Genomic DNA, 24,896 nt, shown 5'->3' on the forward strand with positions numbered 1-24,896 from the left:
TGCAAGTCCGTTTTTTTAGTGGCGTGAAATCAGAGGCAGTCAAGATCGGGAAACGTGCGCCGAGCACTATAAGCTGGCGCCATCGAAGCTAGTACGCTCATGAGCCTTCTGAAGTGACGCCTATGCCTCCACGATCCGCTTGGTATATCTGGGGATATTTGTTGCTGGTGTCCGTAGCCGCATTCGGCGCGGCGGTTCTGGCGATGATCGTGATCGGACGCAACGCCGATCCAGCGCAAGCCGGGCTCGCGCGATATGCGCTGGTTATGGTGCTGGTGGTCGGCGTGACGTGGTTTTATATGCGTCGCGACGGTCTGCGCTGGTTCCGGTACGGAGTGTCGGTGGATGCGAGGGCCGCGATTGCATGCCTCACCGGGATGGTGGGCGGCAGCCTGTTAGCTCTACTGTGGGCTCTTATCGTCTGGGTCTGGGCTCCGTTTCACTGGCAATCCAATCCCACTTTGCGCATGGATGCTCTGCTGGCCGGTGCGCTTGCCGCGCTAGTAATGGGGGTCGCCGAAGAGGTGGGCTACCGCAGCTACGGATTGGAACGCCTGTATATCCAGTACGGCGCCGTTGTCAGCGTCCTGGCATCGAGCGCAGTGTTCGTGCTGGCCCATCTGACCAGCGGCATGCCTTGGCTGGCCGGTCTGTTGGTGGTGGGCTCATGCAGCCTGTTGTATGGCAGCCTGATGCTGGTAACTCGCAGTCTGCCACTTGTGACCGCATTTCATATTGCGAACAATCTGGTCCAGGATGCCCTGCTGCGAACGGGTGCGGGCTCGATTTGGCAGCCTGTCTTCCAGAACGCCGACGCTCCTCACCGGCATCAGATGGCAATATGGGTGAGCATGGCCTTGGTCAACCTGGCCCTAACGGCAGGGGTGTGGACCCATCGAGCTAGACTCTTGAGGGCATAGTCGGGGCGGGTAAATCGCCCAGTATGTCGTAGGGCAGTTCACAGTCCAAATCAGTCGAAGCCGTTTCGCGGCACGGCTCACTTCAGGGATAGATCGCTCTATGAAATCTCTCAGCATTCCTCCTGCCGCACACTGTCTAAACCCAATGCCGGCTCGACGCATCCAACGGAGCCATCCACTACCCCGACGTTGAGAGGCCGCATGACCGTCGCGCGTTTGCCGAGCCTTGCGCTGATCCTTCTCCTGCTTTCCGGTGCCTTCGTACCGGCACCGGCCAGCGAGACGATCCATCGACCGACCGTGTCTTCAACCGACATCGACCATTTCTGGGAAGCCTACGACGAGGCCCTCAGCACCGACGACCCGGCCCGGCAGACGCAGATTCTGCAACGCCGTTACATCGACCGGGGTACGCCCGGGTTGAAAGCCCTTATGGCGGTGAAAGGCTACACCGCGCAGTCGTATGTCGACGCCATCCGCGCCTATCCGCGTTATTGGACCTCGGTCCGGCCGCATACCCTGCGCGCGCGCTCGGCCATCGCCGAACTGGAACCGGAACTGCGCAAGTTCCAGACGCTGTATCCGCGCTTGCGGCCGGCCGCCATCTACATCGCGATCGGGGCGCTGAAATCCAGCGGCACCACACAGAACGACAAGGTGCTGATAGGCGCCGAACTGGCCACCGGCGACGACAGCGTCGACACTTCGGACATGCCGCCCAAGATGCGCGACTGGCTCGCCACCTACTTCCGCAGCCGTCCGTTCGAAACCATGACCTTGTTGACCATGCACGAGTTCGTGCATACACAACAGCGCGGCCCCGGCAGCAACTTGCTGGGTCAAGCCTTGTACGAGGGCGTCGCCGACTTCGTCGCCGAACGGGTCACCGGCCGCAAGCCGCGGTTGCCGTACGTCGAGTACGGCCCGGCCAACGAAACGGCCATCAAGGCCGCGTTCGTCCAGCAGATGGAGGGCGAGAACACCGACGACTGGCTGTACAACGACACCGACAATGCCTTCCAGGTGCGCGACCTCGGGTACTACGTCGGCTATGCAATCTGCGATGCCTACTACCGCAAGGCCGCCGACAAGAAGGGCGCGATCACACGCATGATCGAGCTGGACTTCACCGATCGCCAGGCGATCAAGGCTTTTGTGGACACCTCGGCTTACTTCTCTCCGGCGCATACTGGGAATTGATTTTAGCCGCGATGGCGAGGCGCTCTCACCGGCGCATCGCCGCCGGCACATCGGCGTTCGAGCGATGCAGGCTTGGTGGTCGCGCCCATTCGACGGCGTTCATTGCACCGTGCAGGTCAGATCGAAGGACACGGTGTCGCCGCTGACCAGACTGCCGAGCACGACGCCGGCGCCCTGCAGCGCGGCCACCGTCACCGACCCCGGACAGGCCGCGCCGCTGCACGTCGCCGCCGAACACCCCAGGCCGGTCGATGCCGGATCGCGCACCACCGCGCCGGCCACCGCATCGGGACCGTGGTTGCGCACCACCACCCGATAGGCCTCGACCGCACCACGCATCGCGCTGTCGTCGCCGCGGTCCAGCGGACCCGACTGCGGCGTGTTGGTCTTGCTGATCGACAGGTCGCTGGTCGCACCGCGCGCGTTGGCGAGGGTGCAGCTATAGAGGAACGGCTTCGAGAGCAGGGGCTAGTTCCGCCGACTTGAGGGGCCGTCGCGGTATCTGCCATCGGCAGTTCGATGCCGATGGCGATGAAGCTGGCGTTGGCCAGATGGCTGACAGGTGTGATGGGCCATGGCGCTACCGGCACGTCAATCGTCGATGCAAGAAACTCGTGACGCAGCGGCCAGATGGCTGACAGGTGTGATGGGCCATGGCGCTACCGGCACGTCAATCGTCGATGCAAGAAACTCGTGACGCAGCAAGGTGGACTCAGGCCTTGTGACCGATCCTGGAAAAATAGGGTGAAAGTTTCGACTCTCTTCTATAGGCTGGCCGAATAATCATAATTTCTACCAACGCCTGGTCAACGTAAGGCGGACGGAGCGGGGTGCTTGTGGGTAGAGTTGCGAGAATCCACCGGTGATGTAGTAGCGCTCGTCGGTGACGTTGTCCAGGTTCACCAGCAGGTCGAGATGCTTGCCGAAGGCGTAACGGGCGTTCAAGTCGAGCCGTGTGTAAGAAGGCAGGAAGAAGCTGTTGGAGGTGGTGGCTGCCTGTTTGCCGCCGTGGAATATGCCGCCGCCGACGGTAAGGCCGGACAGTGCACCCTCGAACGCCCATGAAGTCCACACGCTGGCCTGATGGCGCGGCACGCCGGCCAGGCGATTGCCCACGATCGACGCATTGGTGTCTTCCAGGATGCTCGCGTCGGTAAACGCATAGGAGGCGACCAGCGTCCATGCATCCGACGGTCGCATCGACACCTCGGCCTCGATGCCGCGCGAGCGCAGTTCGCCGGCCTGGATCACGAAGTTCCAGTCCACCGGGTCGGACACCACCGCGTCGGTCTTGCGCAGATCGAACGCGGACACGGTGGCCTCCATGCGGCCCTCCATCAAGATCGACTTCACGCCGATCTCGGCCTGCTCGCCGCGGGTCGGCTTGGGAATGATCCCGCGTTCCAGCAGCCCCGCATCGGCTTCGTTGCGGAACGAGCGCGCCCAACTCGCATAGAAGGACAAATCGGGCGTCGCCAGATAGGACAGGCCGGCGCGCGGCGAGAACGGCCGGTCGCGGCGGGTGACGGCGGGGTCGACGCCGCCGGTGTAGAACGACAGTGTGTCGGTGCGCTCGTAGCGTCCGCCGAGCAAGAGGCGCCAGCGCTTCCATGACATTTCGTCCTGGAGGTACAGCGCGGCGGTGTCGAACTCGTAGCGACTATCGCCGGTGTCGAGGTAGTTGCGGGGCTTGGTGCCGTATACCGGCCGGTACAGGTCGATCGGATTGCCATAGGCGATCCTGCCGTCGAGATACGCCAGGCGGTCGATGCTGCGTTCGGCGCCGATCAGCAGGCGATGGCGGATCGGCCCGGTGCCGAGGCTTCCGTAGAGTTCGGCTTGCACGGTCGCATCCTTCTGCCGCTCGCGGTAGCTGACGAAGTTGCGACTAATCGCGGTGCCGTCGAGTAGTGGGAACCCGTAGTTGAAGAATTTCTCGTGCGGCACTTCGACGTCGGACCAGAACGCGCCCAGGCGCACGCGCCAGTCGGCGCCCAGCAGGCGATCGAACTCCAGGCTGCCGCTCCATTGCTCCTTGCCGATGCGCATGAACGGTTCGCCGTAATTGCGGCTCGGCGGAACTCGTAGGAACAAGGAGTTGTTGCCGAGCCCGCGATCGAAGGCAGCGTCGCGGGCCAGATACTCCAGGCGCGCGAGCAGACGAGTGGTGTCGTCCGGCCGCCACTCCAGAACGGGGGAGACGAAGCTCTGCCGATTGTCGATGCCGTCGCGGAAGCTTCCGGCGTCCTCGTGGGCCAGATTCAGCCGGCCCAGCAAGGCGCCGTCGGCCGTCAAGCGTCCGCCCAGATCCATGCCTAACCGCAGATAGTCGTCGGAGCCGGCAGTGACCGATGCCTCGGCAGCAAAGGTTTCCTTTGGGCGTTTGGAGACGAAATTGATCACGCCTCCGGGCTCGAAGCGGCCGTACAGCGCCGATGCCGGGCCCTTCAGCACCTCGATGCTCTCAACGCCCTGAAGTTCGATTTCCGGTTGGGACACGCTTTGGCGAAAGCCGTCGCGCAGGGTGCTGATGGCCTGGAAGCCGCGAATCCGGAAGCGCTGGTTGCCGGAGAACCCGATGGTGCGCTGCACGCCGCCGATGGTTTCGGCGGCCTGGCCGATGTTGGAGACGTTGCGCAGGTCCAGCAGTTCGCGCGGCACGACGTTCACCGAGAAGGGCGTCTCCAGCAACGCAGCGCCGGTCTTGGTCGCCGTCTCTCCGGGAATCCGGCCGAGTGGGCGGCCGTAGACCGTCACCGCGTCCAGATCGGTCGCCGAATCGGTACCGCTGCTTGGTTGAGCCGAGGCGGGAGCGGCGGCGGCAACGGCCAGCACTAGCGGCGGGAACACCGCCGTCGTCAGGGGATTGCGCATGAGGACTCGAAGCCTTTGATAAAACGATATAACATTCCATCACAGATTGAGCCCTGTGGCTCCATGGGACCGGGGAGATCGATGAATCACTACTCGTACGGGTTCGGCGTGGCGCTGGCGGCGGTCGTGCTGTGCGGCTGCGATCGCGCCGCGCCGGCCGATACCGCAATCCCCGCTGCCGTTGCCGAAACCGGCCAAGCGATTGCTCTGCGCCACGCGCAGCGCCTGACGCTCGAACGCCGCGGCGGCTTCGTCGTCGCACGCTTCATACCGCCGTCGCAGGCGGCGGGCGAGCGGCCGGCGACGGTCGTGTTGGCCCCGGCGGACGGCCCCGCGCCCGCGCTGCGCGGCGACCTGCGCGAGGCCACGGTGATCCGTACTCCGGTGGCCCGGATCGCGACCAATGCCGGGTCCGACGAAGCGTTCCTGGGCCAGCTCGGAGTCAAGGACCGGCTGGTGGCGGTGGGCGGGCTGGGGTCGTACGACGACGACATCCGCCGCAAGGCCAAGGCCGGTGAGATCGGCCAAGTCGGCTACAACTGGCATTCGCCGCCGAACCTCGACGTATTACTGGTCGCCAAGCCCGACGTGTTTCTCATGCGCGTAAGCGACCCCGCGCACACGCCCGTGCTCGACCGCGCGCGATCGCTCGGATTGGCGGTGCTGCCGACGCTGGCCGAGGAAGAATCGAGCTATCTGGCGCGCGCCGAATGGATTCGCCTGTACGGCATCCTGACCGGCACCGAAGCCCGGGCCGAGCGGATCTTCGCCGAGGTGGAAGCGCGGGTGGCGGAACTGAAAACGCTGACCGCGAACCGGCCGAAGACCCGGGTGCTATGGGCCTATCCGAACGGCGCCGACCGATGGATCGCCACGGTTCGCGGCATCGAGGCCAGCTACATCGCCGATGCCGGGGGCATCAACCTGATGGCGCGCGCGGAAGCCTCGGGCCAGGATTCGGCCGACATCGTTTCGACCGAGACGATCTTGCCGCTGAGCAACCAGGCCGATGTCTGGCTGATCGGCGACATCCATGCGGTGCCGCCGCGGAATTCGACCATCGAGCCAGGCTTCCGCGCGTGGCGCGAGCAGCGCTTGTACGGCAACACCGGCCGCACGGCGGCGAGGGAAAACGCCTACGACTGGTACCAGACCGCTCTGGTGCGACCCGACTGGGTCTTGTCCGACTTCGTCAAGGCGTTGCATCCCGATCTGGTTGACGAGCCGTTCCGGTTCTTGAAGCCGCTGCCGCAGGGAAGCTACCAGTGAGCGCCGCGCCCTTGGCGATGCCGTCGCCCGCGCAGCGCCGCTCGCCGATGCCTTACTTCGCTGTGGCCACGTTGCTGATCGTCCTGGGGTTGGCGCTGATCGCGAGCCTGGCAGTGGGCCAGGTGGTGCTGTCGCCGCTGCAGGTCGTGCGGGGCTTGGCCGAGTTCGGTTCGGCCAGCAACGAATCGCGCATCGTCGTGGAATTGCGCCTGCCTCGCGTGCTGGCGGCGCTGGTCGGCGGTAGCGCGCTGGGTTTGGCCGGACTGTTGATGCAGACGTTGTTCCGCAATCCTCTTGCCGACACTTGGTCGCTCGGCTTGATGGCCGGCGGCCAGTTCGGCGCGGCGCTGGTGGTGGTGGCCGGCGCGGTCGTCGGCCCGGCGGCATTGGAGATGATCGCCGGGCTGGCCGGGGTGGGCATCGTCGCCGGCTCGGTCCTGGGCATGTCGGGCGTCGCCCTGTCGATGGTGTCGATGGCGCGCCGCGTCAGCACGGTTACCCTGCTCGTGCTGGGCCTGATGCTGGGCTTCCTGGCGCAGGGCCTGATCAGCGTGCTGTTGCACTTCACCAACCGGACCCAGTCTCGCGTCTTCTCCTCCTGGAACGATGCGACCTTCGCATCGATCGTCTGGCCGGATTTCGCGACCCTGCTGCCGCCGCTGTTGGTCGGGCTGGGCTTGGCGGTTTGGCTTGCCAAGCCGCTGACTGCGTTATTGCTCGGCGAAACCTATGCCGAAAGCCTTGGCGTCAACGTGCCGCGGCTGCGGCGCCTAGTGCTCGCGGCGACGATCCTGCTGGCCGCTCCGGTGACCGCGTTATGCGGACCGGTCGCGTTCATCGGCCTGATCACCCCGCATCTGGCGCGCGGGCTGATAGGTTCGGCGCGCATAGGCGCATTGATCCCGGCCACCCTGCTGCTGGGCGCGCTGCTCGCGCTCGTGGCCGACCTGGTGGTGCATCTGCCATGGAACCAGCACTTTCTGCATCTGAACGCGATCCTGGCCATTCTCGGCGCGCCGGTAGTGATTCTGCTCTTGCTCAACTCGCGCAGTCTGCGCGCCCAGGAGGCCTGAGGTGCTGAGCACCACCGAGTTGGGCATCGGCTATGGCCGCAAGACGCTGGCGAGGCTGCCGCCGACCAAGATCAAGGCCGGCGAGTTCGTCTGCCTGCTGGGCCGCAACGGGCAGGGCAAGTCGACCCTGCTGCGCACCTTGGGCGGGTTTCTGGCGCCGACCGCAGGCGAGGTGCGGTTGAACGGCGCGCCGGTGCGCGCGTTGCGCGGAGTCGCACGCGCCCACCGCATCGCCGTGGTGTTGACCGAACGTCCGCAGGTCGGCGCATTGGGCGTGCTGGATCTGGTCGAGATCGGCCGCCAGCCGTACACCGGCTGGGCCGGCGTGTTGACCGAGCACGACCGCAGCATCGCGGCCGATGCACTGGCCCAAGTCGGTGGCGCGCATCTGGCTTCGCGCACCGTCGACAGCCTCAGCGACGGAGAGCGCCAGCGTGTCATGATCGCGCGCGCCCTGGCCCAACAGCCCGACCTGATGCTGCTGGACGAGATCACCGCCTTCCTCGACCTGCCCAGCCGCGTCACGATCATCGACATGCTGCGCCGCATCGCCGCGGAGCAAGGCATGGCGATCGTGCTGTCGAGTCACGACCTGGAACTGTCGCTGCAAACGGCCGACCGGCTGTGGTTACTGCCGGGCCAGGGGCGCTTCGTCGATGGCACGCCGGAGGACGTCGCCCTGTCCGGGGCGATCGGCGAGGCGTTCGACCAGCAGAACATCGCCTTCTCGCTGCGCTCCGGCCGATTCGAAAGCGCGGTCGCTTCGAGCCGGACCGTCCAGGTCGAAGGCAGCGACCTGGCGACCGAATGGTTGATCCGTTCCCTGCGCCGGTGCGGTTACGGCGTGACGACCGATCCCGGCGAGGCGACTCATCGCATAGCCGCGTTGGCGGATGGGAGATGGATGGTCGACGGACGCCATCGAGCCGAGTCGATTGCGGGGGTATTGGAAGCGATTGCTGCGCCCCTTGCCCTTCAACCGAGCATATAAGTCGAGCGATGGCGTCTTCTGCTCGTCGAGCGCCGTCGACGACATCTAAGTCGGCTGCAGGGCTTCTCCTGCCGGCTATCGAAGTGTTCGTGTAGGCCGAGAACGCTACTTCCTGGCAAGGTATATGTTATGTTATAACATTGCATATAATGGGATGCCTGCGATGTATTCCGCTCGGTTTTTTGATGGCACAGCCGTATCGCTCTCGGGTTTGTGTCTGACCCACTGCATCGCCATGTCCCTACTAAGCGCCGTGCTACCGGGGATAGCTTCCTGGACTCAAGCAGCTTGGCTGCATTGGGCATTCGTTGCCTTCGCGATACCGACAACCGCGACAGCTCTTCTCCGCACCAGGCGAAACGGGACTCTCAGCAGCGGTGTAGCCATTGCCGCGATCCTGGGCTTGGCAGCTTTGGCGCTAGGAGCTTCGGAACTTCTTGGGGAGGCATCAGAAGTGCCCATCACAATCGCTGGGAGCTTCCTACTTGCTGGTGCCCATGTGGTGAACTGGCGTGCCCATCGACACTGATCGCAATTGGAGCCGATCGGGCCGATCAGATCTGCGCAAATGTAGAGTCCAAGCGACGATACACCCAATACCTGCGCATTAATGATAGGGGGATGGCATTGCGTGAAGTACTGATCGAGGTGCTTCAGCTCACCTAAGTAGGTTCGGTTGGGCCCGTGCTTCAAGCATTCCAAGTGCCCGAAGCTCGCCAGATCAAGGGTGCTGTCGACGATTATGTGTCAGGCCTATACGAGCAGGTAGCTGAGGGGCGCGCTGTGCCGGGCAAGGACGGCAAGGTTAGAGTCTTCGTGCTGGGACGTTACAAGAGGGATCAGGTTTTTGTGCCCAGCGACTGGCAGAAGCGCTTCGGCAGCAAGTTGACGATAGCCTTCCACATGATGCACGGGCCGAAAGGACTTGAGGCCGATTACGTCGTGTTGCCGCAGATGACGCGGCGGGACTTTCCGAACGAGCGTGGCGAAGACCCGGTATTAGCCCTCGCGATGCCCTCTGAAGACAAATTCCCGCTCGCTGAGGAGCGCCGCCTGTTCTACGTAGCGCTGACGCGGGCGCGGCGCTCCGTCGCGATGTTCACGGTCGAGAAGCAATTCTCGGTATTCCTCACCGAGCTCGTGGAGAACCAGCGGCTTGAAATCACTGGGGTCGACGGCGAGGTGGTGGAGATAAAGGCGTGCAGCAAGTGCAAACGCGGGGTCATGGTCGAAAAGAACGGGGCACGCGGGCCGTTTCTTTCCTGTTCGAACTTTCCTGCATGTACTGGCGCAGAGAGCATCGCCGTGCATCAGCTTTAAGCTGTGGGCGGTTAAAAATGTCAACGCTGAGTGGAGATAGACGCAAGAGATGTCGAAGACGCTAGAATGCGGCGTTTTCCAAAACGCAGGTGTTAATTCCGTGACTAAGCCGCTTCTTTGCGACATCAAACATTACGACATCAATGCTATCGGGGATCTGGTCCTCATCATGGCAAAAAACATAGAGCAATCTCTTATTGATGGTGGCGCAACACCAGGCGATGACTACACGATCCGGGACCTATACAACTGGGCGATGCCGTTCGCTCTTGATTTGTCTAGGAAGAACGACAGGCTTACCTACGTGTCTAACTTCTAGCTCCGTCGTGTCAAACCTGTCGTGAAGGTGCTTGTACCGAGAGAGGGCCTAGTGGTTGATCGAGGTCCAGGAAACTGAGCGGGGCTGTGGCTCGACACCTCAGCGCAACCTCAGCCTAGGGGCGTCCGGAAAAGTTGGTGATCGGCACGGATCACCCCTTCCGACCGTATCGACCACGCGCGTATGCCATCTTCTTTAGGGGACCGACCAACGATCACCGCGACCGGCAAAGGCAGGTCGATGGGATTGCGCGCCGCCAGTGTGCGAAAGCTGACCAGATCCGTTGCGGAGAGTTCGGGCACGCGCTGGGGGTGCGTGTGCCAGTAGCCTATCAATCGCAAGCCCTTCGCGTTGGCGACCTTGATCTCAGCTTGTCCCCGTTGCTCATCGATCACCTACTCAAACATTCCGGCTCGGTCGGCAGGGTGCGCAGGGGAGGCTGACGCCAGCATCAGGCCGCGGGAATCGTGCGGGTCAACGAAGAGTAGACCGCCACGCTCCTTTTGAAGAAAGCGTTGGCGATGGGTGTCGAAAACGAAAGCCACGGATGGGGGCACGATCAATTCGACGTCCAGCGTCGGCCAATGCCACAGCCACCCCTCAATCATTGTTATTGGGCCAGTCTCGAAAGCATTCCATAAAGTCTTGCCCTTCTGGCAGAGGGGGCCATGGTATGTGCCCTTTAGCTCTTCCAACTGATCCAAGCTTCCAACGCTGAAATGCCATGTTGGCTTTGTCGGCGGGTTCGCCAAAGCCTTGAGTGCGCGAGCGCTGATCATGTTCACGATGCGGCCCAAGGCAGCGCCAGCGCCAGGAATATAACTCTGGCCGCATGCGGGCACTGCGAAAAAAGCCCTGTGCATGGCTGACGACACACGGCTTGGTCGATCACGACTCATTTACTACCGAGTTGTCGGCGCTGCTGTGATCCACCTCGCTATTTGAAGTTTCGTGAGTGGGCGGCCGTTTCTTCCGCAAAAGCACTCGCGGTGGCCTCGATGGCTGATGCGGTGGCGATCGAGATTTCCAGATCGACACGCAGACCTGCCGCCCGATCGCGGCGTCGGACGATGGCATTCGCCAGTCGGGCCACGTCGCCGGCGACCTGCTGGCGATCGTTGTGCCCGGTGATCTCGATCTCGTCCGCTTGTATCGCGGACTGCCGCCGCCACCGAGATCGGCGTGGCCATCAGCGACCTGCACGACGGCTATACTCGGCTAGCGGGGGGCGCATGCGACGGAGCGAGTAGGAGTGAAGAAGAACATGGGGCTTCGGATCGCCCGCATCCATGCCGGTTTGCTGGCTTGGCTTGTTCCCGCGGCGATGGCCCTTGCGGGCAAACCGATCAGCTTCCCTGATGCGGCGACGCGCATTGAGGATCATCCGCAGCTCGAAGTCCGCGAGGCGTTGCATCAGGGCGCACAGGCGATGCGCGATGGCGCCCGCGCGCTACGCTATCCCAACATTGGCGTTGCCGCGACCTATGCGCGGATATCCGATCCGATAGAACTCGACCTCGGCTTGCTCAATCTGATATTGCACGATCTCGACCCGAGATTGCCGAAGATCCCGAACCCCGTGCTCCAGCCGGACACGTTTGGCATTGCGATGGCGACGATCACTTGGCCCATATTCACCGGCGGGCGAATCAGTGCGGCGAACGAAGCCAGCAAGGCCGGTATCATCGTAACCGAGGCCGCACGCGACGAGACCCGCGATGCTTTGTTGCTTGATCTTGTCGCACGCTATCACGGCGTCGGTGTCGCCATGCAAGCCTTGGCCGTCGAAGAAGGTGTGGTTGCCAGCCTGCGTGAACACCTGCGCCATGCGAACTCGCTCGAAGCGAACGGGCAGATCGCGGCGCTCGATCGCATGCGGGTCGAGGTCGCGCTCGCCCAGGCCGAGACATCCCGGCAGCAACGCCTCCATGCGCTGGAAATTGCCAAGGCCGGACTCGCCAGCCTGTTGAGCTTGGAGGACGACGTTGATCCGGTGACGCAACTCGGTACGCCGCCGCGCGTCGAGGCACTGAGTTCTTATCAAAGCGAGGCATTGCAGACAAACCCTGTGCTGCGTCAGATCGCCGCCGCCGCCGAACAGGCCGAACAGGGCGTACGCGCGGCGCACGGGGAATATTGGCCGACGGTTGCGCTTGTCGGCGGCTACGAACTCGAAAGTTATCATTTGCCCGAGTTGGTGCCGGAATGGACGGTCGGGGTCACCGTGGCCATGCCGTTGTTCGACGGCGGAGCACGTCGTTCCAGGTTATCGATGGCGAAGTCGAAGCTGCTGGAGGCACAAGCTCTGCATCGCGACGGCAGGAACAAGATCAGACTGATAATCCAGCAGCGCTACCTCGATTGCGAGGATGCCATCCGCCGTGTCGACGTCGCCACGCGCACGGTTGCGCTCGCGCGCGAAAGCCTGCGCATGCAGCGGATCGCATTCGCGGAGGGTGAGACCCGCAGCATCGACGTCGTCGATGCCGAGAACGCGTTAGCGACCGCCCGCCTCGGCCGACTTGCCGCGCGTTACGATCACGCATTGGCTTGGGCCACGCTGATGCTCGCGAGCGGGCATCGCGACGAAGTCGTACGCGTTTTCTCGCAGGATTACTCGGAGGCCGATTCCAATGCGTACTGATGCGCGTCGCCGCGATAAATGCATGCCAAGCGCTAAGGTGCCGGCACGGCCCGCCATCGCCCCATGGCTGATTGCTCTGTTGGTCCTGGCCGGCTGCCAGAAGGAGCCTGTGATCGAAGGGCGGGTCGAATTCCGCGAGCTCAACCTTGCGGCCAAATACCCGGGGCGTTTGCTCAAATTACACGTCGATGAAGGCCAGCACGTCGATGCCGGTGCGCTGATTGCCGAGATCGTCAGCCCCGAAGCTCAGGCCAAACGCCAACAGGCTGACGCACTTGTGGCTGGTGCTGAAGCCCAACAGGTCAAGGCCGACGAAGGAGCGCGCAAACAGGAATTATCGGTTGCGGCGGCTGGCGTCGCCACTGCCCGCGCACAGGCCGAGCTGATGCGAACCACCGAGGGGCGCATGCAACGATTGTTCAAGGAGGGTGTCGTGCCGCACCAGCGTCTGGATGAGGCGATCGCGTTGCGTCGCTCGGCTGATGCAGCGCTTGAAGCGGCCCGGGCGACGCTCTCGCTGATCCAAGAAGGCTTGCGCAAAGAGGACAAGGACACTGCGGCCGCGTTTACCGCGGGAGCGAAGGGCTTGCGCCAGGAAGTCGAAGCCGCACTCGATGAGACGCACATCCGCGCGCCCGCTTCGGGTCAAATAGTCGATGTCTTCATTCACGAGGGCGAGATCGTCGCGGCAGGATTTCCGGTTGCTGTCCTTGCAGTAAGCGACGCACCGTGGGTTAGTTTCAACGTACGGGAGGACCAGTTGACCGGACTCAAGGTAGGGCAGCGTTTGACCGCACGGATTCCGGCCATCGGCGAAGACGACCGGGTCGATTTCGTGGTCGAGCGCATTTCGGTGCTTGGCGACTACGCCACTTGGCGTTCGACGCGCGATTTGGGCAGTTACGATCTACACAGTTTCGAGGTGCGTGCGCGCCCGGCCAAACCGGTAACCGGATTGCGTGCCGGCATGAGCGTGCTCGTGCCGCTCGCGCAGTTGCAGGCGGCGAGGTGATCGTGTGACGGACGGCTCGCCGTCGTGGCGGGTTGCGCGTCGCGAGTTCGCGCTCTGGCGGGCCGATCGCGTGACTTTCTGGCTGATTTCCGGCCTCCCGCTGCTGGCTTGCGTGCTGCTGCTTGCAATATTCCAGCGACGTACTGCGCACGACCTTCCGGTCGCGGTGATCGACCGCGACCACAGCGAGATTTCACGGGAACTGGTCGGTCAACTCGATGCCGCGGCTGGTCTTCGGGTCATGCTGCATCCGGACTCCCTCGATGAGGCGCAGAGCGCGGTCGAGCGCGGGCATGTTTACGCTGTCATCGAGATTCCGCGGGGTTTCGAGCGCGACGTGTTTCGTGGGCGCCGCCCGCAGGTCGGATTGCTGCTGAACCAGCAATCGTTGAGCGCGGCCAACACCATTGCGCGCGATGTGCAGGAGGTCGTGTTGACCGCGGCAGGACGGCAATCGGCCGTGTTGCGCATGGCCGGCGGTCTGCCCATGCGGGCCGCGGCCGCGGCCGCACAGCCACTGCGCGTCGAAACCCGTCCCTTGTTCAATCCCGGCATCGACTATGGCGCTTATCTCGGCATCGCTTTGCTTGTGGGTACCCTGCATTGCTTTGTCTTCCTGCATGGCGCGCGCACGGTCGCAGCCGAGCGTGGAGATGGGCGGCGCGCATGGTCGCAAGCGGCCCGCGGGCGTCCGTGGACCGCCCTTCTGGGCAAGCTTGTGCCGGCTTGGCTTTGGTGGTTCGTATTCGGCCTGGGAATACTGTACGGCGCCTATTCCTGGCTTGGCTTGCCATGGATGTCGGCGCCTTGGCTGTTGATCGCCGGCTGGGGTGTGCTGGTCGCCGGCTACCTCGCATTCGGCGCCTTGTTGTCGAGCCTGCTGCAGGCGCATCTGGCGTACTCCGGTGTCAGCGTGCTGTCTGCGCCGGCGCTCGCGTTCTCGGGCGTCACGTTTCCACTTGCGGCAATGCCATTGCTGCCCCGGCTGTATGGGGAATGCCTGCCGTTAACCTGGTTCCTCCGGCTACAGACGCAACTCGTGACCGAGCGCATCGATGCACGGTTTGCCTGGCCGACGTTCGCGTACCTGCTGGTGCTTGCCATCGTGCTGGTGCTTGCCGCTGCGTTCTCGCATGCGTTAGCATGGCGGAAAAGGGCGTCTGCGTGAAGTCGTTCCTGGCCGGCATCCGTTTCGAGATCGATGCCCTGCGCCGGACGACGGGTGCCGTCGTGATCCTGGCCGGCGCTTCGCTGTTTTACGGACTCATCTATCCCGCGCCGTACTCGTCACAGGTCTATCGCGAACTGCCGGTCTACGCGCTGGACCGCGACGACAGCGCGCTATCGCGCAAACTTCTCAGCCGCATCGACGCAAGCGAACAACTCCACATCGCCGATAGGTCGGCTGACCCGCGTTCGGCGAAACAAGCGCTGGAGCGCGGCGATGTATTGGGCATCGTCGAGATGCCAGCCGGACTCCAGCGCCAGGCATTGCGTGGCGAATCGCCCGTGGTTGTCGTGTATGCGAATGCGGGCTATCTGCTCGCCTACAGTGAAGTCGCCACCGCGGCGACCATGGCGGTGCTCGAAACCGGCGCTGAACTCGGCGTAGGCGCAGAGGCGATGCGCACGGGCGTGCCGGGCCGGGCCATCGCCGATCAGGCGCCGCTGGGCATCCAGGTTGCGCGTCTGTATGACCCGGGCGGCGGTTACGCAAGCTTCGTGGTGCCGGCAGTGATTGTGGTGATCCTGCAACAGACGATGCTGATCGGTCTGGGCATGCTGTGCGAGGCGCGGCGTAAGGGGCTACCGGCTCCACGCGGCGCGCTTGCACGGATCGGCTGGATATTTGGTCGCGCGACACCTTGGGTCGTGCTGTACCTGGGCCAGTTCGTGTTGATCGTATCGGGCATCTTCGCGTTCTACGACCTGCCGGTCGCAGGTGCATTGTGGTGTGTAGCGCTGTTCATGATGCTGTTTCTGTTCGCCTCGGCGATGTTCGGCATGTTGCTTGCGCAATGCTTCAGGCGCAGCGACGACGTGATTCCGTTGCTACTGTTCACCTCGCTGCCCATCGTGTTCCTGTCCGGGTTTTCCTGGCCGACCCAGCTGATGCCGATGCCGCTGCAATGGCTGGCGCGTATCTTTCCGAGCACGTCGGGTGTCGAGGGCTTCGTGCGCTTGAAACAGATGGGCGCACGGCTCGGCGATGTCCTGCCACAAATGCTCAACTTGTTTGTGCTGACCATCGTGTGCGCCACCACGCTGGTGTGGCTGTCGCGGCGGGATGTCGGTCAGGACGGAGGCGACGCCGCCCTGCCGCCGAATCCGGGCTCCAATGGAACCTCAGCTCAGCGCAACCACCGCCGGCCCGAGGATCGTCAGTAGAATGTTGCCGATCGCATAAGGCACCGTGAAGCCCAGGGCGGGCACCGGACTTTCCGCTGCGTCGCTCGCCGCAAGCATGGCGGCATCCTGGGTTTGCGCGCCGGCCAACGCTCCAAAGAGCACCGCAGGATTGATGCGCAACAGGAAATGACCGACGCATAGTCCGGCGATTTGCGGAACCAGCGTCACCAGCAAGCCCGCGACAAGGATGGTGACGCCATCCGCTGCAAGCGCGGCCATGGCTTGCGGCCCGGCGGTCAGGCCGACCAAGGCGCAGAAGGTGGCAAGGCCCAGGTCCCACATGATCTGTGTAGCTGCAACCGGCACGTTGGCCCGGTCCGGGTGGCGCGCATGCCATCCGCCGAACAGCAACCCCGCCATCAGCGCGCCGCCGCCTGCGGCAAGCGTGATGGGCAGCCCACCAATGGTGATGGTGATCAGGCCGATCAGGACGCCGGACAGCAGCCCGGCTGCTACGAAAGCGATATCAGCGCGGTCGCTTTTCTTCCGCGGCATGCCAATGGCTGGCAAGGCCGTATCCAGGCGTTCGGCCGGTCCGGCAAGCGTCAGCACATCGCCGGGAAGCAGAACCGTTCGCGCGGTGACGGGAATGTCATGCGCCTGGCGCTGGATCCCGCGCAGGAAGACGCCATGCCCTGCTGCGCCGAGCTTATGCGCGGCCTCCCGCAAGGTGATTCCGGTCAGGGACGGGTGGATGACGGCATCCACGCTGGGTCCCAGAAGATCATTGACCAGTGTCTCTGCCAGCATTTCCTCGCCGATATGCGGGGCAGCCTTCACGATGGCCGACTGATAGCCCGCGATGGCGATGAGATCCCCGCGCTGCAGTTCGAGATCGGGAGATGGCGCAAGCGCGGCGCCTGCCCGACGCACCTGCTCGATGGCCGCCAACCCCGTCAAGGTGGCATCCACCTCGGCGACGGTCTTGCCCTGGGCCGCGCCGACGCGAAACACCCGCGCCACCAGCGAGCGATAGTCCAGCAGCGGGTCGTCCGTGGCGGATGCATCCTCCTGTTCGGTTTCGTGTTCCCGCGCCGCGGCCTTGAGATTGACGCCGATCAGCCGCGGCCCGATCTGCGAACAGAACAAGACGACGCCAAGCGTTCCGAAGGTGTAGGTAAGCGCGAAGGCGACCGCCGCCTGACTTTGTACCTGCTGGAGGACATTGCTGGAAATGCCGGAACCGCCGAGTGCGCCGTAAGCGGTTCCAAGCATTGCCGCCTGCGTGAGGGCGCCCGCGGTCAGGCCGATGACATCCCCCTGTCCAAGGTGGAAGAGATGGCCGACCGTCACCGCCGTGACAAGTCCCGTCAGCGCCACGACCACCGCGAGCAGTGCCAGCGGCAAGCTGGCCCGCCCCAGCGAAGCGAAGAACTGCGGCCCGCTCTGGAAACCCACTGCAAACACGAATAGCAGGAAGGCGATCGATTTCAGCGTGGGTGAAATCTCCGGCGCGGCGGTGCCGACCATCGCTCCGATTATCGTTCCCACGATCAGGGTTCCGGCGGCATTGCCGAAGGAGAAACCGCCGGCCTTGACGCGGCCGAGCAACACGCCCAGCACGACCGTCAGGAACAGCAACGCCTCGGGCGAGGCGATGACCGGATGGAGCATTTCCAGCATGGATGGACTCCGGTTGCAGGTTGCCGCCCCTGTCACTGCTGTCGCCGCGGCGAAGCCGAGCGCCCGGCGCGACGGCAGGGCCCTGTCAGGACAGGATCATCGCCACGTAGCCGCCGATCAGGGCCAGTACCGTGGTCAGCGCATAGGCCAGTGGAAACGGCACTGCGGCCACCGTGCTCCTGGACTCGTCGGAGATCGCATTGAGTCCCGGCGTGAAATTACGCGCGCCGGCACAGGCGCCAGCGCAGAACACCGAGTTCAAGTCGAAGAACTTGCGTCCGACCACATAGGCGACCACGACCGGAAGCAGTGATGCGGTGGTGCCGATCAGGGCAACCCAGAGCACGGTGGTGCCCTGGAACGAGGCGATGATCTTCGGGCCTACGTTGGCGGCCAACACGGCGACGAACAGGTTGAGGCCGATATCCTGCAGGAAACTGCGCGCGCCTTCATCGACCGGGCCGCCGAATTCGGGATTGCGGCTGCGGAAGTAGCTGACGAAGATGCCGGCCAGCATGCAGCCGGCCGAGGTGCCCAGCGCGAACGGAATGCCGGCGACGGTAACGCTGACGATGCCGACGAGATAGCCGACCAGCATGCCGAGCGCGAGATAGGTCACCTCGGTGGTGGCCGAGTTCAGGATCGCCTTGCCACCGACCGCCTTGGCGACATGCTGGATCGCCCTGTCCGGACCCGACAGGCGCACCACGTCACCGAACCGGACATCGGTGTTGGGGCCAACCGGGACCTCGTGGCCAGCGCGGAACATCGCCACCAGCTGCACGCCATAACCGATGATCGAGCGGCCAAGCTCGTCGAGGGTCTTGCCCGCAATCTCGTGCGAGCCGATGCGGATGTCGGACACTTCGATGGGAATCTCGCGCGCCAGGGCATCATCGACTTCCAGGCCGATGCGCTCGCCTTCCTCAAAGATCAGTTCGTGGACGTTGGCGCGGACGGTGACGATGTCGCCCTTGCGGATCTCGGGATTGCTCTGGATGTCCAGCACCTGGCCGTCGCGGATGATCCGCAGGATCGGCGCCCGTGGGTATTTCCTGAAAAAATCCTCGATGTGCTGGCCTGCGATCGCGTCGTGCTCGACGCGGTAGGCGCGCAGGTCGTAGGGCGAGAAGCCCAGCGTCAACGCGCTTGGGGAGCCGGGGAGGGCGTGGGTCGCGCCACCGCTGAACACCTGCTCGGCGACCTTCGCGTCCGCGACCGGATCGTGCCCGGACAATTTGGGCAGGTAGCGGATCAACAAGATCGTCAACACGCTCGACAGGATATAGCTGATCGCATAGCCGGCCGCCATGTTGGCGCCGATCTGATCGACCGACACCCCCGTCGGTGGCTGGAACGCGCCGCTCTGCACCGCACTCTGCGCCGCGCCCATCACCGCGGTGATGGTGTAGCTGCCCGAGATCATGCCGGCGGCGAAGCCTGGCTCCAGGCCAAGCAGTTTTGCGCCGCCCAAACAGATGATCCAGTTCAAACCCCAGACGATGACGCTGATTGCGACGATCGCGAGCCCACCTGAGCGCAGCCCGGCGAAGAACTGCGGCCCGACGCGCAGGCCGAGCGCGTACATGAACAGCAACAGGAACAGCGACGAGACGATGCCGGGAATCGAGTAGGTGAGGTCGAACGCCAGCTTGGCCACAATCGATAGAGCGACGCCCGCCAGCAGTGTGCCCGCCGTCGAGCCGAGGGAAATGCCGGCCAGCGACACGCGTCCGAGCGGATAGCCGATGGCCAGCGCAAGCAGCAGGAAGACGATGGGCTGGTTGCCGAGCAGGGCGAAGAAACCGTGGACGCCGCTTTCGGCAACGGGTTCGAAAAACTCGAACACGTTGCCGGCCGCCGATTCCAGTGTTGTGACTGCGTTCAATTCGACGTCTCCGGTGGGTGCGGGGCCAAGTCGTCCATCAGCACTTGCTGGGGGTGGATACCTCGTGACCGTGCAGTTCCGGCGGAGTTGAGGTACCGCCATGCTCCTTCAGCCAGTCGCAGACATGCACGATGTCCTTGGCCAAACCGCAGATGACATTGTGGTTGAGGTGCGGGCGGACAACGATGCGCAGGCTGTTCACGTTCTCCGCATTCGGCGGCATCGAGTAGGCCGACAGCACCCAGCCGCGCTCGCGGACTTTCGACGAGACGTCGAATTCATTGAAGTTATTGAACTCGGCCTTCAGCGTCAGCGCGACCACCGGAATGCGTTGGGTCTGGTTCATGATTTCGAAATAACCGCTGGCGACGAGCAGGTCGCGAAGGTGCTTGGCGTTCTCGACGGTGCGCTGCATGATCGCCTTGTAGCCGTCGAAGCCTAGCCGGATAAAGAGGTAGTACTGGTAGGCGATCTGAGCTGCATTACGGGAGAAGTTCAACGTCGCCGTCGGCATCTCGCCGCCGAGATAGTTCACGTAAAACACCAGGTCCTTGTTGAAGACCTTGTTGTCCCGGAACACGATCCAGCCCAGGCCCGGCGGAACCAATCCGAACTTGTGCCCGGAAGCATTGATCGACTGCACGCGCGGCAGGCGGAAGTCCCACTCGTAATCGGGATAGAGGAACGGGTTCACGAAACCGCCGGATGCGCCGTCGATGTGCATGGGAACGGAATGTCCGGTGCGTTTTTCGTACTCGTCCAGCCAGGCGTGGATTTCCTGAATGTCGTCGTCCTCGCCGGTGAAGGTCTGCCCCGCGATCGCGACAACGGCGATCGTGTTCTCGTCGACCAACTCCTCCAGGTGCTCGACCGTGAGGCGGTAGTTGCCGGGCTTGAGCGGCGCGATCCTCGGCTCGACGTCGAAATAGCGCATGAACTTCTTCCACACGATCTGTACGTTGCCACCGGTAACCAGATTCGGGCGCGAGCCGTCCTGGCCAGCCCGTTCGCGTGCCTGCCGCCAGTTCCACTTGTGTGCGAGGCCGGCCAGCATGCAGGCCTCGGACGAGCCGACCGTCGCCGTGCCATACGGCTCGACGTCCTTGGGGCCGTTCCACAGTTCGTGGAGCCAGCGCACCATCCGACTTTCCATCGCGAAAAGCTGCGGATACATATCGTGATCGATGTAGTTCTTCAGGAAATGCCGCTCCGCCACCTTCAGCGCTTCCGGCTCGGTGAACGTCGTGACGAACGAAGACAGGTTCATCACCGGCTGGGAGTCCGTCCAGGCCTCCGAGTTGACGATCGACTCGGCGGCGAAGGCCGAAATGCTCTTGCGCGGAAAGCGATCTTCCGGGATCTGCTCATTGAATTCATCGAAGAACAGGTCGAATGGCGAACGATGTGTCATGGATCAGTTCCTCGATTGGGTTCCAGTGTCGAACAAGCCGCTGCCGAACAGTTCCTGCGCAATCATTTCAATGGCCTTCTGTGCCTTGACCGAGTTGCCGGCGGCATCGAGTGGCGGGGCGAACGCGGCGATCGCCAGCTTGCCCGGGGCCACCGCGACGATGCCGCCGCCGACCCCGGATTTCGCTGGCAACCCGACATTCCACGACCAGGTGCCGGATGTCTCGTACAGGCCGGTGGTGAGCATCGCGGCCATGGTTTTCTCGGCCGCTATCGCGCCGACGACCTTCTTGCCGGTGACGGGATTGGTGCCGCCGTTGGCGAAGGTCGCGCCCATCGTCGCCAGGGTATTGGCCGTCACTTGGATCGAGCACTGGCGCGTGTACACATCCAAGGCGACTTCAGGATCGCCATTGAGTGTGCCGTAGCCTTTCAGCAGGTGTGCGATCGCGCGGTTGTGTTCGCTGCTGCCGGCCTCGGATTTATAGACAGTGAAGTCCATTTTGAGCTTTTGGCCGGCGTAATCGCTCATCAGTTTCTGGATCGCCTGCCAACGCCCAGTGGCCTCAGCCGGTTCGATCCAGCTGACAATAGCGATTGCGCCAGCATTGACGAGCGGATTCATGGCTGGCGTGGTTGTCGTATGGTTTTCGAGTGCGACGATCGAGTTGAAAGGTAGGCCAGTCTGGTTCGCGCCGATTTTGTCCCGGACCCAATCCGGGCCCCTATGGTCGATAACCTTGGCTGCCGCGAACGGCTTGGAAACAGACTCGATCGCGAAAGGATGGTCGGCATCGCCGATTGCGTAACGCTTGCCGTCAGCGGTGACCACAGCGATTCCGAACAGCTCGGCCGGAACCTTGGCCAATGCGGGAATGTAGTCCGCCTCCTTACCATCGGTGATGGTGCGCGCGGCGGCGTAGGCGCGATCGACTGCCGCTTTGATTTCAGCCTCGGGCGGGATCGCGGCTGCAGTCGCGACAATCGGCATCAGCAGGGCCAGCGCGGCGGCATGAGCGAGCCATTGGCCGGCGCGGGGAGGACGACGTTGCGTGCTCGTGGGGGATCCCATGACCTAATCCTTGTTTGAGAAACTGTATTTGACGGTGAGCTGCAGGCGGCGGTCGCTGCTGCTGGCGCCGTCATGGTCGGTACGCCGTCCCCATAGGTATTCGGCGCCGATGAGGAATGCGGCGCTGGGACGGTTGATCAGGTTGACCGACGCATATTCGCCCTTGTGATAGGCGTCGGCGGTCTGGTTGTTGGTGTTGTCGACCTGGACGAACGAGTAACCGAGCGAGGAGCTCCAGTGTTGGTTCCACCAGCGGTCGTAGTAGAGAACCCCGGCCCAGAGCGGCAGAGCGACGGCGTCCGGAATTACGCCTGGCGGACTGTCGTCCGGAACTAGGTCGACGCCACCATCGTTCATGTAGTTGGCGATACCCCTGCCGCCAAGCGCGGACATGACGAGACGGTCCCTTTCCGCGAAACTCATGGTGGACGTCAAGGACAGGCCATATGCGGTGGCATTGCCGCGTGGCTCGTTGCCCGGTGTGCCTGCGGTTTCGAAGCCGATCCTGCGCAGCAGTCCGGAGGCCTGAAAATGGCCCCAACTCCGGTTCATGCGGAACTGTGCACTGACATCGGGATATCGGTTGCGGCCCTGCGCATGCTCGCCAAAGTCCGGGAACTGACGGCCGAACCGGCCGGTATCGATTGAATCGGTGGCGTCTTCGATTGCGAAGGCAAGGCTGTTCCGACCGCTGAATGGAGTCCAGCGGAACTGCACGGTGCGGAACAGCGCCAAGCCCGTGGGGCCCCAGTAGTCGAGCACGTTCGGAAATACGTCGCCGTCCACGAACAGGCTGTTGGTCTGACCCGCCAGGAACGGTCCGAGTTGGCCGTAGGCATGGCGCAGGCGTAACGTAGTCTGGCCCGCGTTCTGGCCGACACCAAACATATCCGCCTCAAGGTTGACGAAGGCATCGCCGTATTCGGTCGTCCGCGTCGCCTTCACGCCGAGCCGGCTCTGCCGCACTCCAGCGGTGAAGCGGCCGCGGCCGCCGTACAGACCTTCGGTGGTCGGGATCACCGAAGGTCGCAAGGTGTCTTCCCAATCCGGGTGGACCCGGTCGAAATCCTGTATCGCATCGATCTGGGCAAAGCCGTAGAGTTCGATGTTGGTACCAAGATGGGATTCGTCGGCCTGGGCGGTGACCGGTGCCGGGGCAGCGGGTACCGCCGGCGCTGCCCGGTTTTCATGGGGCGATTCAAGCTTTTCCAGACGCGACTCGAGCGCCGACAGGCGTTGCCTGAGCGTCTCCATTTCCGCCTTCAGTGCTGCGCGCGAATCGGGTTGGAGGACTTCCTGCCCGATGGCAGGTATCGCGATTCCGAAAAGGACCAGACCCAGTGTGGTTCCAACACTGCCATTCATGGCATTTCTCCCTGCGCTGTACTTACGCGGTCAACGGTCCTTCACACAAGCGCACGGCGGCAAGACCGGTTGCCATGCGCTTGTCGAGCGAAAATGATCTGGCCATTGCGACGACCGTGACGACCGTGACGACTCGCACGGTGGCCATGAAGGCGGTGGTCACAGCGGATTTCACCGTTTCGATCGTGATCTGCTTTCCCGAATCGGCCAGAAACGCTTTGACTTTCCCCCAGCAGGTTTCGTCGCCAACCGGCTCGATGAAGTCGTGCACTGCCCGGGTCAAGCGCGTCGACATGACCGCAGTCGGAACTTCGACGGCACGGTCCGGGTCATTTACAAGGCAACCATCCGCCAAGCCTTCGTTGATGAGCACAAACCGGTGACAGCGCAACTCATCTTGCGAGTACCCGTCGATGAGGCGATGCGGGATGCGCAACTCCACGGCCAGCAACACTTTGCGAATAAACTCCATGTTTCGGCGCATCGTGACTCCGTCTAGTGGTTGAGCGGGTGCGGTCGCGCATCTGTTGATGCGTCGCTTCCGGCGTCTCCATCGCATCGAGAGGCTCAGAACATTCCTTTGGACACGGCAGATGTGGGGCGGCCACCATCGATTCATATCGCCTTGCGCATCAGCAGGACTGCACGGCATCAACGATACTCAGGCCGAATAGGCGAAACCCGCACGTTGATCACCTTTCCCTTAGGCCGAGCGGAATGCACGCGTGCCCGGCATTTATCGCGCCCGGACTCAGGCGACGCTTACGAAGCCGATGGCCGGCCGCGGATGTCCAAGCGATCTTGGTCTTGATAGAAGCGCCCTGCCAGACCGATGCTTTGTGCAGGAAGGGCTTCCGGAGATATGCGCACAGCCTTTTGACTGGCAAAGCTATCGCGATTTTATGTTTGGTCCCGAAACGTACTCGGCCAAGTACCGAATGGCGGCTGCCGACCGGAGCTGCGGATGTTGGGCGGATCCGGACATAACGATATTTGGTGGGGAGCCGGAGCAAATGTCTGTTCTCTCGCGGCTTTGGGTGGGCCAGATCATCTTCTGGCTCACATGCGGCAAGAGTTCTTGCTGGGCGATGTGGCCGGTTACAGCGATATGGATCTTTTTTTCCAAGGGCTTTTGTTCCCGGATCGGCGGAAACGGAAGTCTGCGTAGGGCCGGCCATGCCGGAGCGTTGATGAGTCGAAGACGCGGTGCGACGTTCGAAGTTTTCCCGAGGCAATCAGCTCATGACCACCAGGAACGCTATGGCAGCAGCTGCCCGCACATCCTCCCATCGAACAGGGAGCTTGCCGCGCGGCGACCCGGCGCGGGGCATCCGCACATCCGCATGCACTTTCGTCGAACGATCTGCTTCACCGGTCGAAAACCCGCGTCGACATTCGGCGAATATCGCCCTTGCTATGACAAACGCGAGAACAACGGCCATGCGGCCCGCGCTGCGGTTGTTCGACTTGACGGTTTACGACCGACAAGAAACCTGGGAGGACTCGC

20 protein-coding genes are annotated in these 24,896 nt (G+C 63.2%); 11 read left to right on the top strand and 9 right to left on the bottom strand.

Going from position 1 to position 24,896, the window contains the following annotated elements; all coding sequences use genetic code 11:
- Positions 1 to 167: 167 nt before the first annotated feature.
- Both J7J50_RS10345 and J7J50_RS10350 read left to right on the top strand, forming a co-directional pair.
- Positions 168 to 920 (top strand): type II CAAX endopeptidase family protein, encoded by a 753-nt coding sequence (locus tag J7J50_RS10345; RefSeq protein WP_343222484.1) that lies wholly within the window; start codon positions 168 to 170, stop codon positions 918 to 920.
- A gap of 300 nt (positions 921 to 1,220) precedes the next feature.
- Positions 1,221 to 2,120: a DUF2268 domain-containing protein gene (locus tag J7J50_RS10350; protein WP_215055806.1), complete on the top strand. Its 900-nt coding sequence runs from the start codon at positions 1,221 to 1,223 to the stop codon at positions 2,118 to 2,120.
- A gap of 99 nt (positions 2,121 to 2,219) precedes the next feature.
- Here J7J50_RS10350 and J7J50_RS10355 read toward each other — a convergent pair whose 3' ends face one another.
- Entirely contained in the window at positions 2,220 to 2,459 is a 240-nt protein-coding gene (locus tag J7J50_RS10355) for a DUF11 domain-containing protein (RefSeq protein ID WP_215055807.1), read from the bottom strand.
- Between the two features lie 453 nt (positions 2,460 to 2,912).
- Positions 2,913 to 4,994, bottom strand: a complete 2,082-nt coding sequence (locus tag J7J50_RS10360; RefSeq protein WP_215055808.1) for a TonB-dependent siderophore receptor — start codon at positions 4,992 to 4,994, stop codon at positions 2,913 to 2,915.
- A gap of 108 nt (positions 4,995 to 5,102) precedes the next feature.
- Here J7J50_RS10360 and J7J50_RS10365 point away from each other — a divergent pair, with 108 nt between their 5' ends.
- The 5 genes from J7J50_RS10365 (at position 5,103) to J7J50_RS10390 (ending at position 9,966) form a co-directional block, all read left to right on the top strand.
- Entirely contained in the window at positions 5,103 to 6,263 is a 1,161-nt protein-coding gene (locus J7J50_RS10365) for an ABC transporter substrate-binding protein (protein ID WP_215055809.1), read from the top strand.
- Positions 6,260 to 7,336 carry an iron ABC transporter permease gene (locus J7J50_RS10370; protein ID WP_215055810.1) on the top strand — a complete coding sequence of 359 codons (1,077 nt, stop codon included), beginning with the start codon at positions 6,260 to 6,262 and terminating at the stop codon, positions 7,334 to 7,336. The genes J7J50_RS10365 and J7J50_RS10370 overlap by 4 nt, the downstream gene beginning before the upstream one ends.
- Before the next feature lies 1 nt (position 7,337).
- Complete coding sequence (locus J7J50_RS10375; RefSeq protein WP_215055811.1) at positions 7,338 to 8,327, top strand: ABC transporter ATP-binding protein; 990 nt, start codon at positions 7,338 to 7,340, stop codon at positions 8,325 to 8,327.
- Between the two features lie 684 nt (positions 8,328 to 9,011).
- A complete protein-coding gene (locus tag J7J50_RS10385; RefSeq protein WP_215055813.1) occupies positions 9,012 to 9,647 on the top strand; it encodes a 3'-5' exonuclease in 636 nt (211 codons plus the stop codon).
- 100 nt (positions 9,648 to 9,747) lie between these two features.
- Positions 9,748 to 9,966 carry a hypothetical protein gene (locus tag J7J50_RS10390; protein ID WP_215055814.1) on the top strand — a complete coding sequence of 73 codons (219 nt, stop codon included), beginning with the start codon at positions 9,748 to 9,750 and terminating at the stop codon, positions 9,964 to 9,966.
- Positions 9,967 to 10,076: 110 nt separating this feature from the next.
- Here the strand turns inward: J7J50_RS10390 and J7J50_RS10395 are convergent, their stop codons facing one another.
- On the bottom strand, positions 10,077 to 10,361 hold the full coding sequence (locus tag J7J50_RS10395; protein WP_215055815.1) for a Mov34/MPN/PAD-1 family protein: 285 nt from the start codon (positions 10,359 to 10,361) through the stop codon (positions 10,077 to 10,079).
- An 857-nt stretch (positions 10,362 to 11,218) separates the two neighbouring features.
- Here J7J50_RS10395 and J7J50_RS10400 point away from each other — a divergent pair.
- From J7J50_RS10400 to J7J50_RS10415, 4 genes are read left to right on the top strand one after another with little or no spacing between them, the layout of a single operon-like run.
- Positions 11,219 to 12,610 carry a TolC family protein gene (locus J7J50_RS10400; RefSeq protein ID WP_215055816.1) on the top strand — a complete coding sequence of 464 codons (1,392 nt, stop codon included), beginning with the start codon at positions 11,219 to 11,221 and terminating at the stop codon, positions 12,608 to 12,610.
- A complete protein-coding gene (locus J7J50_RS10405; RefSeq protein ID WP_215055817.1) occupies positions 12,600 to 13,622 on the top strand; it encodes an HlyD family efflux transporter periplasmic adaptor subunit in 1,023 nt (340 codons plus the stop codon). The genes J7J50_RS10400 and J7J50_RS10405 overlap by 11 nt, the downstream gene beginning before the upstream one ends.
- A gap of 4 nt (positions 13,623 to 13,626) precedes the next feature.
- Positions 13,627 to 14,790, top strand: coding sequence for an ABC transporter permease (locus J7J50_RS10410; protein WP_215055818.1), 1,164 nt, complete (start codon positions 13,627 to 13,629; stop codon positions 14,788 to 14,790).
- Entirely contained in the window at positions 14,787 to 16,010 is a 1,224-nt protein-coding gene (locus tag J7J50_RS10415) for an ABC transporter permease (protein ID WP_215055819.1), read from the top strand. The genes J7J50_RS10410 and J7J50_RS10415 overlap by 4 nt, the downstream gene beginning before the upstream one ends.
- Here the strand turns inward: J7J50_RS10415 and J7J50_RS10420 are convergent.
- The 6 genes from J7J50_RS10420 to J7J50_RS10445 all read right to left on the bottom strand — a co-directional run bounded on the left by J7J50_RS10420 (position 15,969) and on the right by J7J50_RS10445 (position 23,873).
- Positions 15,969 to 17,654 carry a hypothetical protein gene (locus tag J7J50_RS10420; protein ID WP_215055820.1) on the bottom strand — a complete coding sequence of 562 codons (1,686 nt, stop codon included), beginning with the start codon at positions 17,652 to 17,654 and terminating at the stop codon, positions 15,969 to 15,971. The genes J7J50_RS10415 and J7J50_RS10420 overlap by 42 nt on opposite strands.
- A gap of 85 nt (positions 17,655 to 17,739) precedes the next feature.
- Positions 17,740 to 19,542 carry a TrkA C-terminal domain-containing protein gene (locus J7J50_RS10425; RefSeq protein WP_215055821.1) on the bottom strand — a complete coding sequence of 601 codons (1,803 nt, stop codon included), beginning with the start codon at positions 19,540 to 19,542 and terminating at the stop codon, positions 17,740 to 17,742.
- A gap of 37 nt (positions 19,543 to 19,579) precedes the next feature.
- On the bottom strand, positions 19,580 to 20,953 hold the full coding sequence (locus tag J7J50_RS10430; protein ID WP_215055822.1) for a glutamate decarboxylase: 1,374 nt from the start codon (positions 20,951 to 20,953) through the stop codon (positions 19,580 to 19,582).
- A 3-nt stretch (positions 20,954 to 20,956) separates the two neighbouring features.
- Positions 20,957 to 22,024: a glutaminase A gene (gene glsA / locus J7J50_RS10435; protein WP_215055823.1), complete on the bottom strand. Its 1,068-nt coding sequence runs from the start codon at positions 22,022 to 22,024 to the stop codon at positions 20,957 to 20,959.
- Between the two features lie 3 nt (positions 22,025 to 22,027).
- Complete coding sequence (locus tag J7J50_RS10440) at positions 22,028 to 23,389, bottom strand: DcaP family trimeric outer membrane transporter (RefSeq protein WP_215055824.1); 1,362 nt, start codon at positions 23,387 to 23,389, stop codon at positions 22,028 to 22,030.
- 22 nt (positions 23,390 to 23,411) lie between these two features.
- On the bottom strand, positions 23,412 to 23,873 hold the full coding sequence (locus J7J50_RS10445; RefSeq protein ID WP_215055825.1) for a DUF2513 domain-containing protein: 462 nt from the start codon (positions 23,871 to 23,873) through the stop codon (positions 23,412 to 23,414).
- Positions 23,874 to 24,896: the final 1,023 nt, after the last annotated feature.

Origin of the sequence: Lysobacter sp. ISL-50, from assembly GCF_018612875.1 — a bacterium.
Lineage (GTDB): Bacteria > Pseudomonadota > Gammaproteobacteria > Xanthomonadales > Xanthomonadaceae > Lysobacter.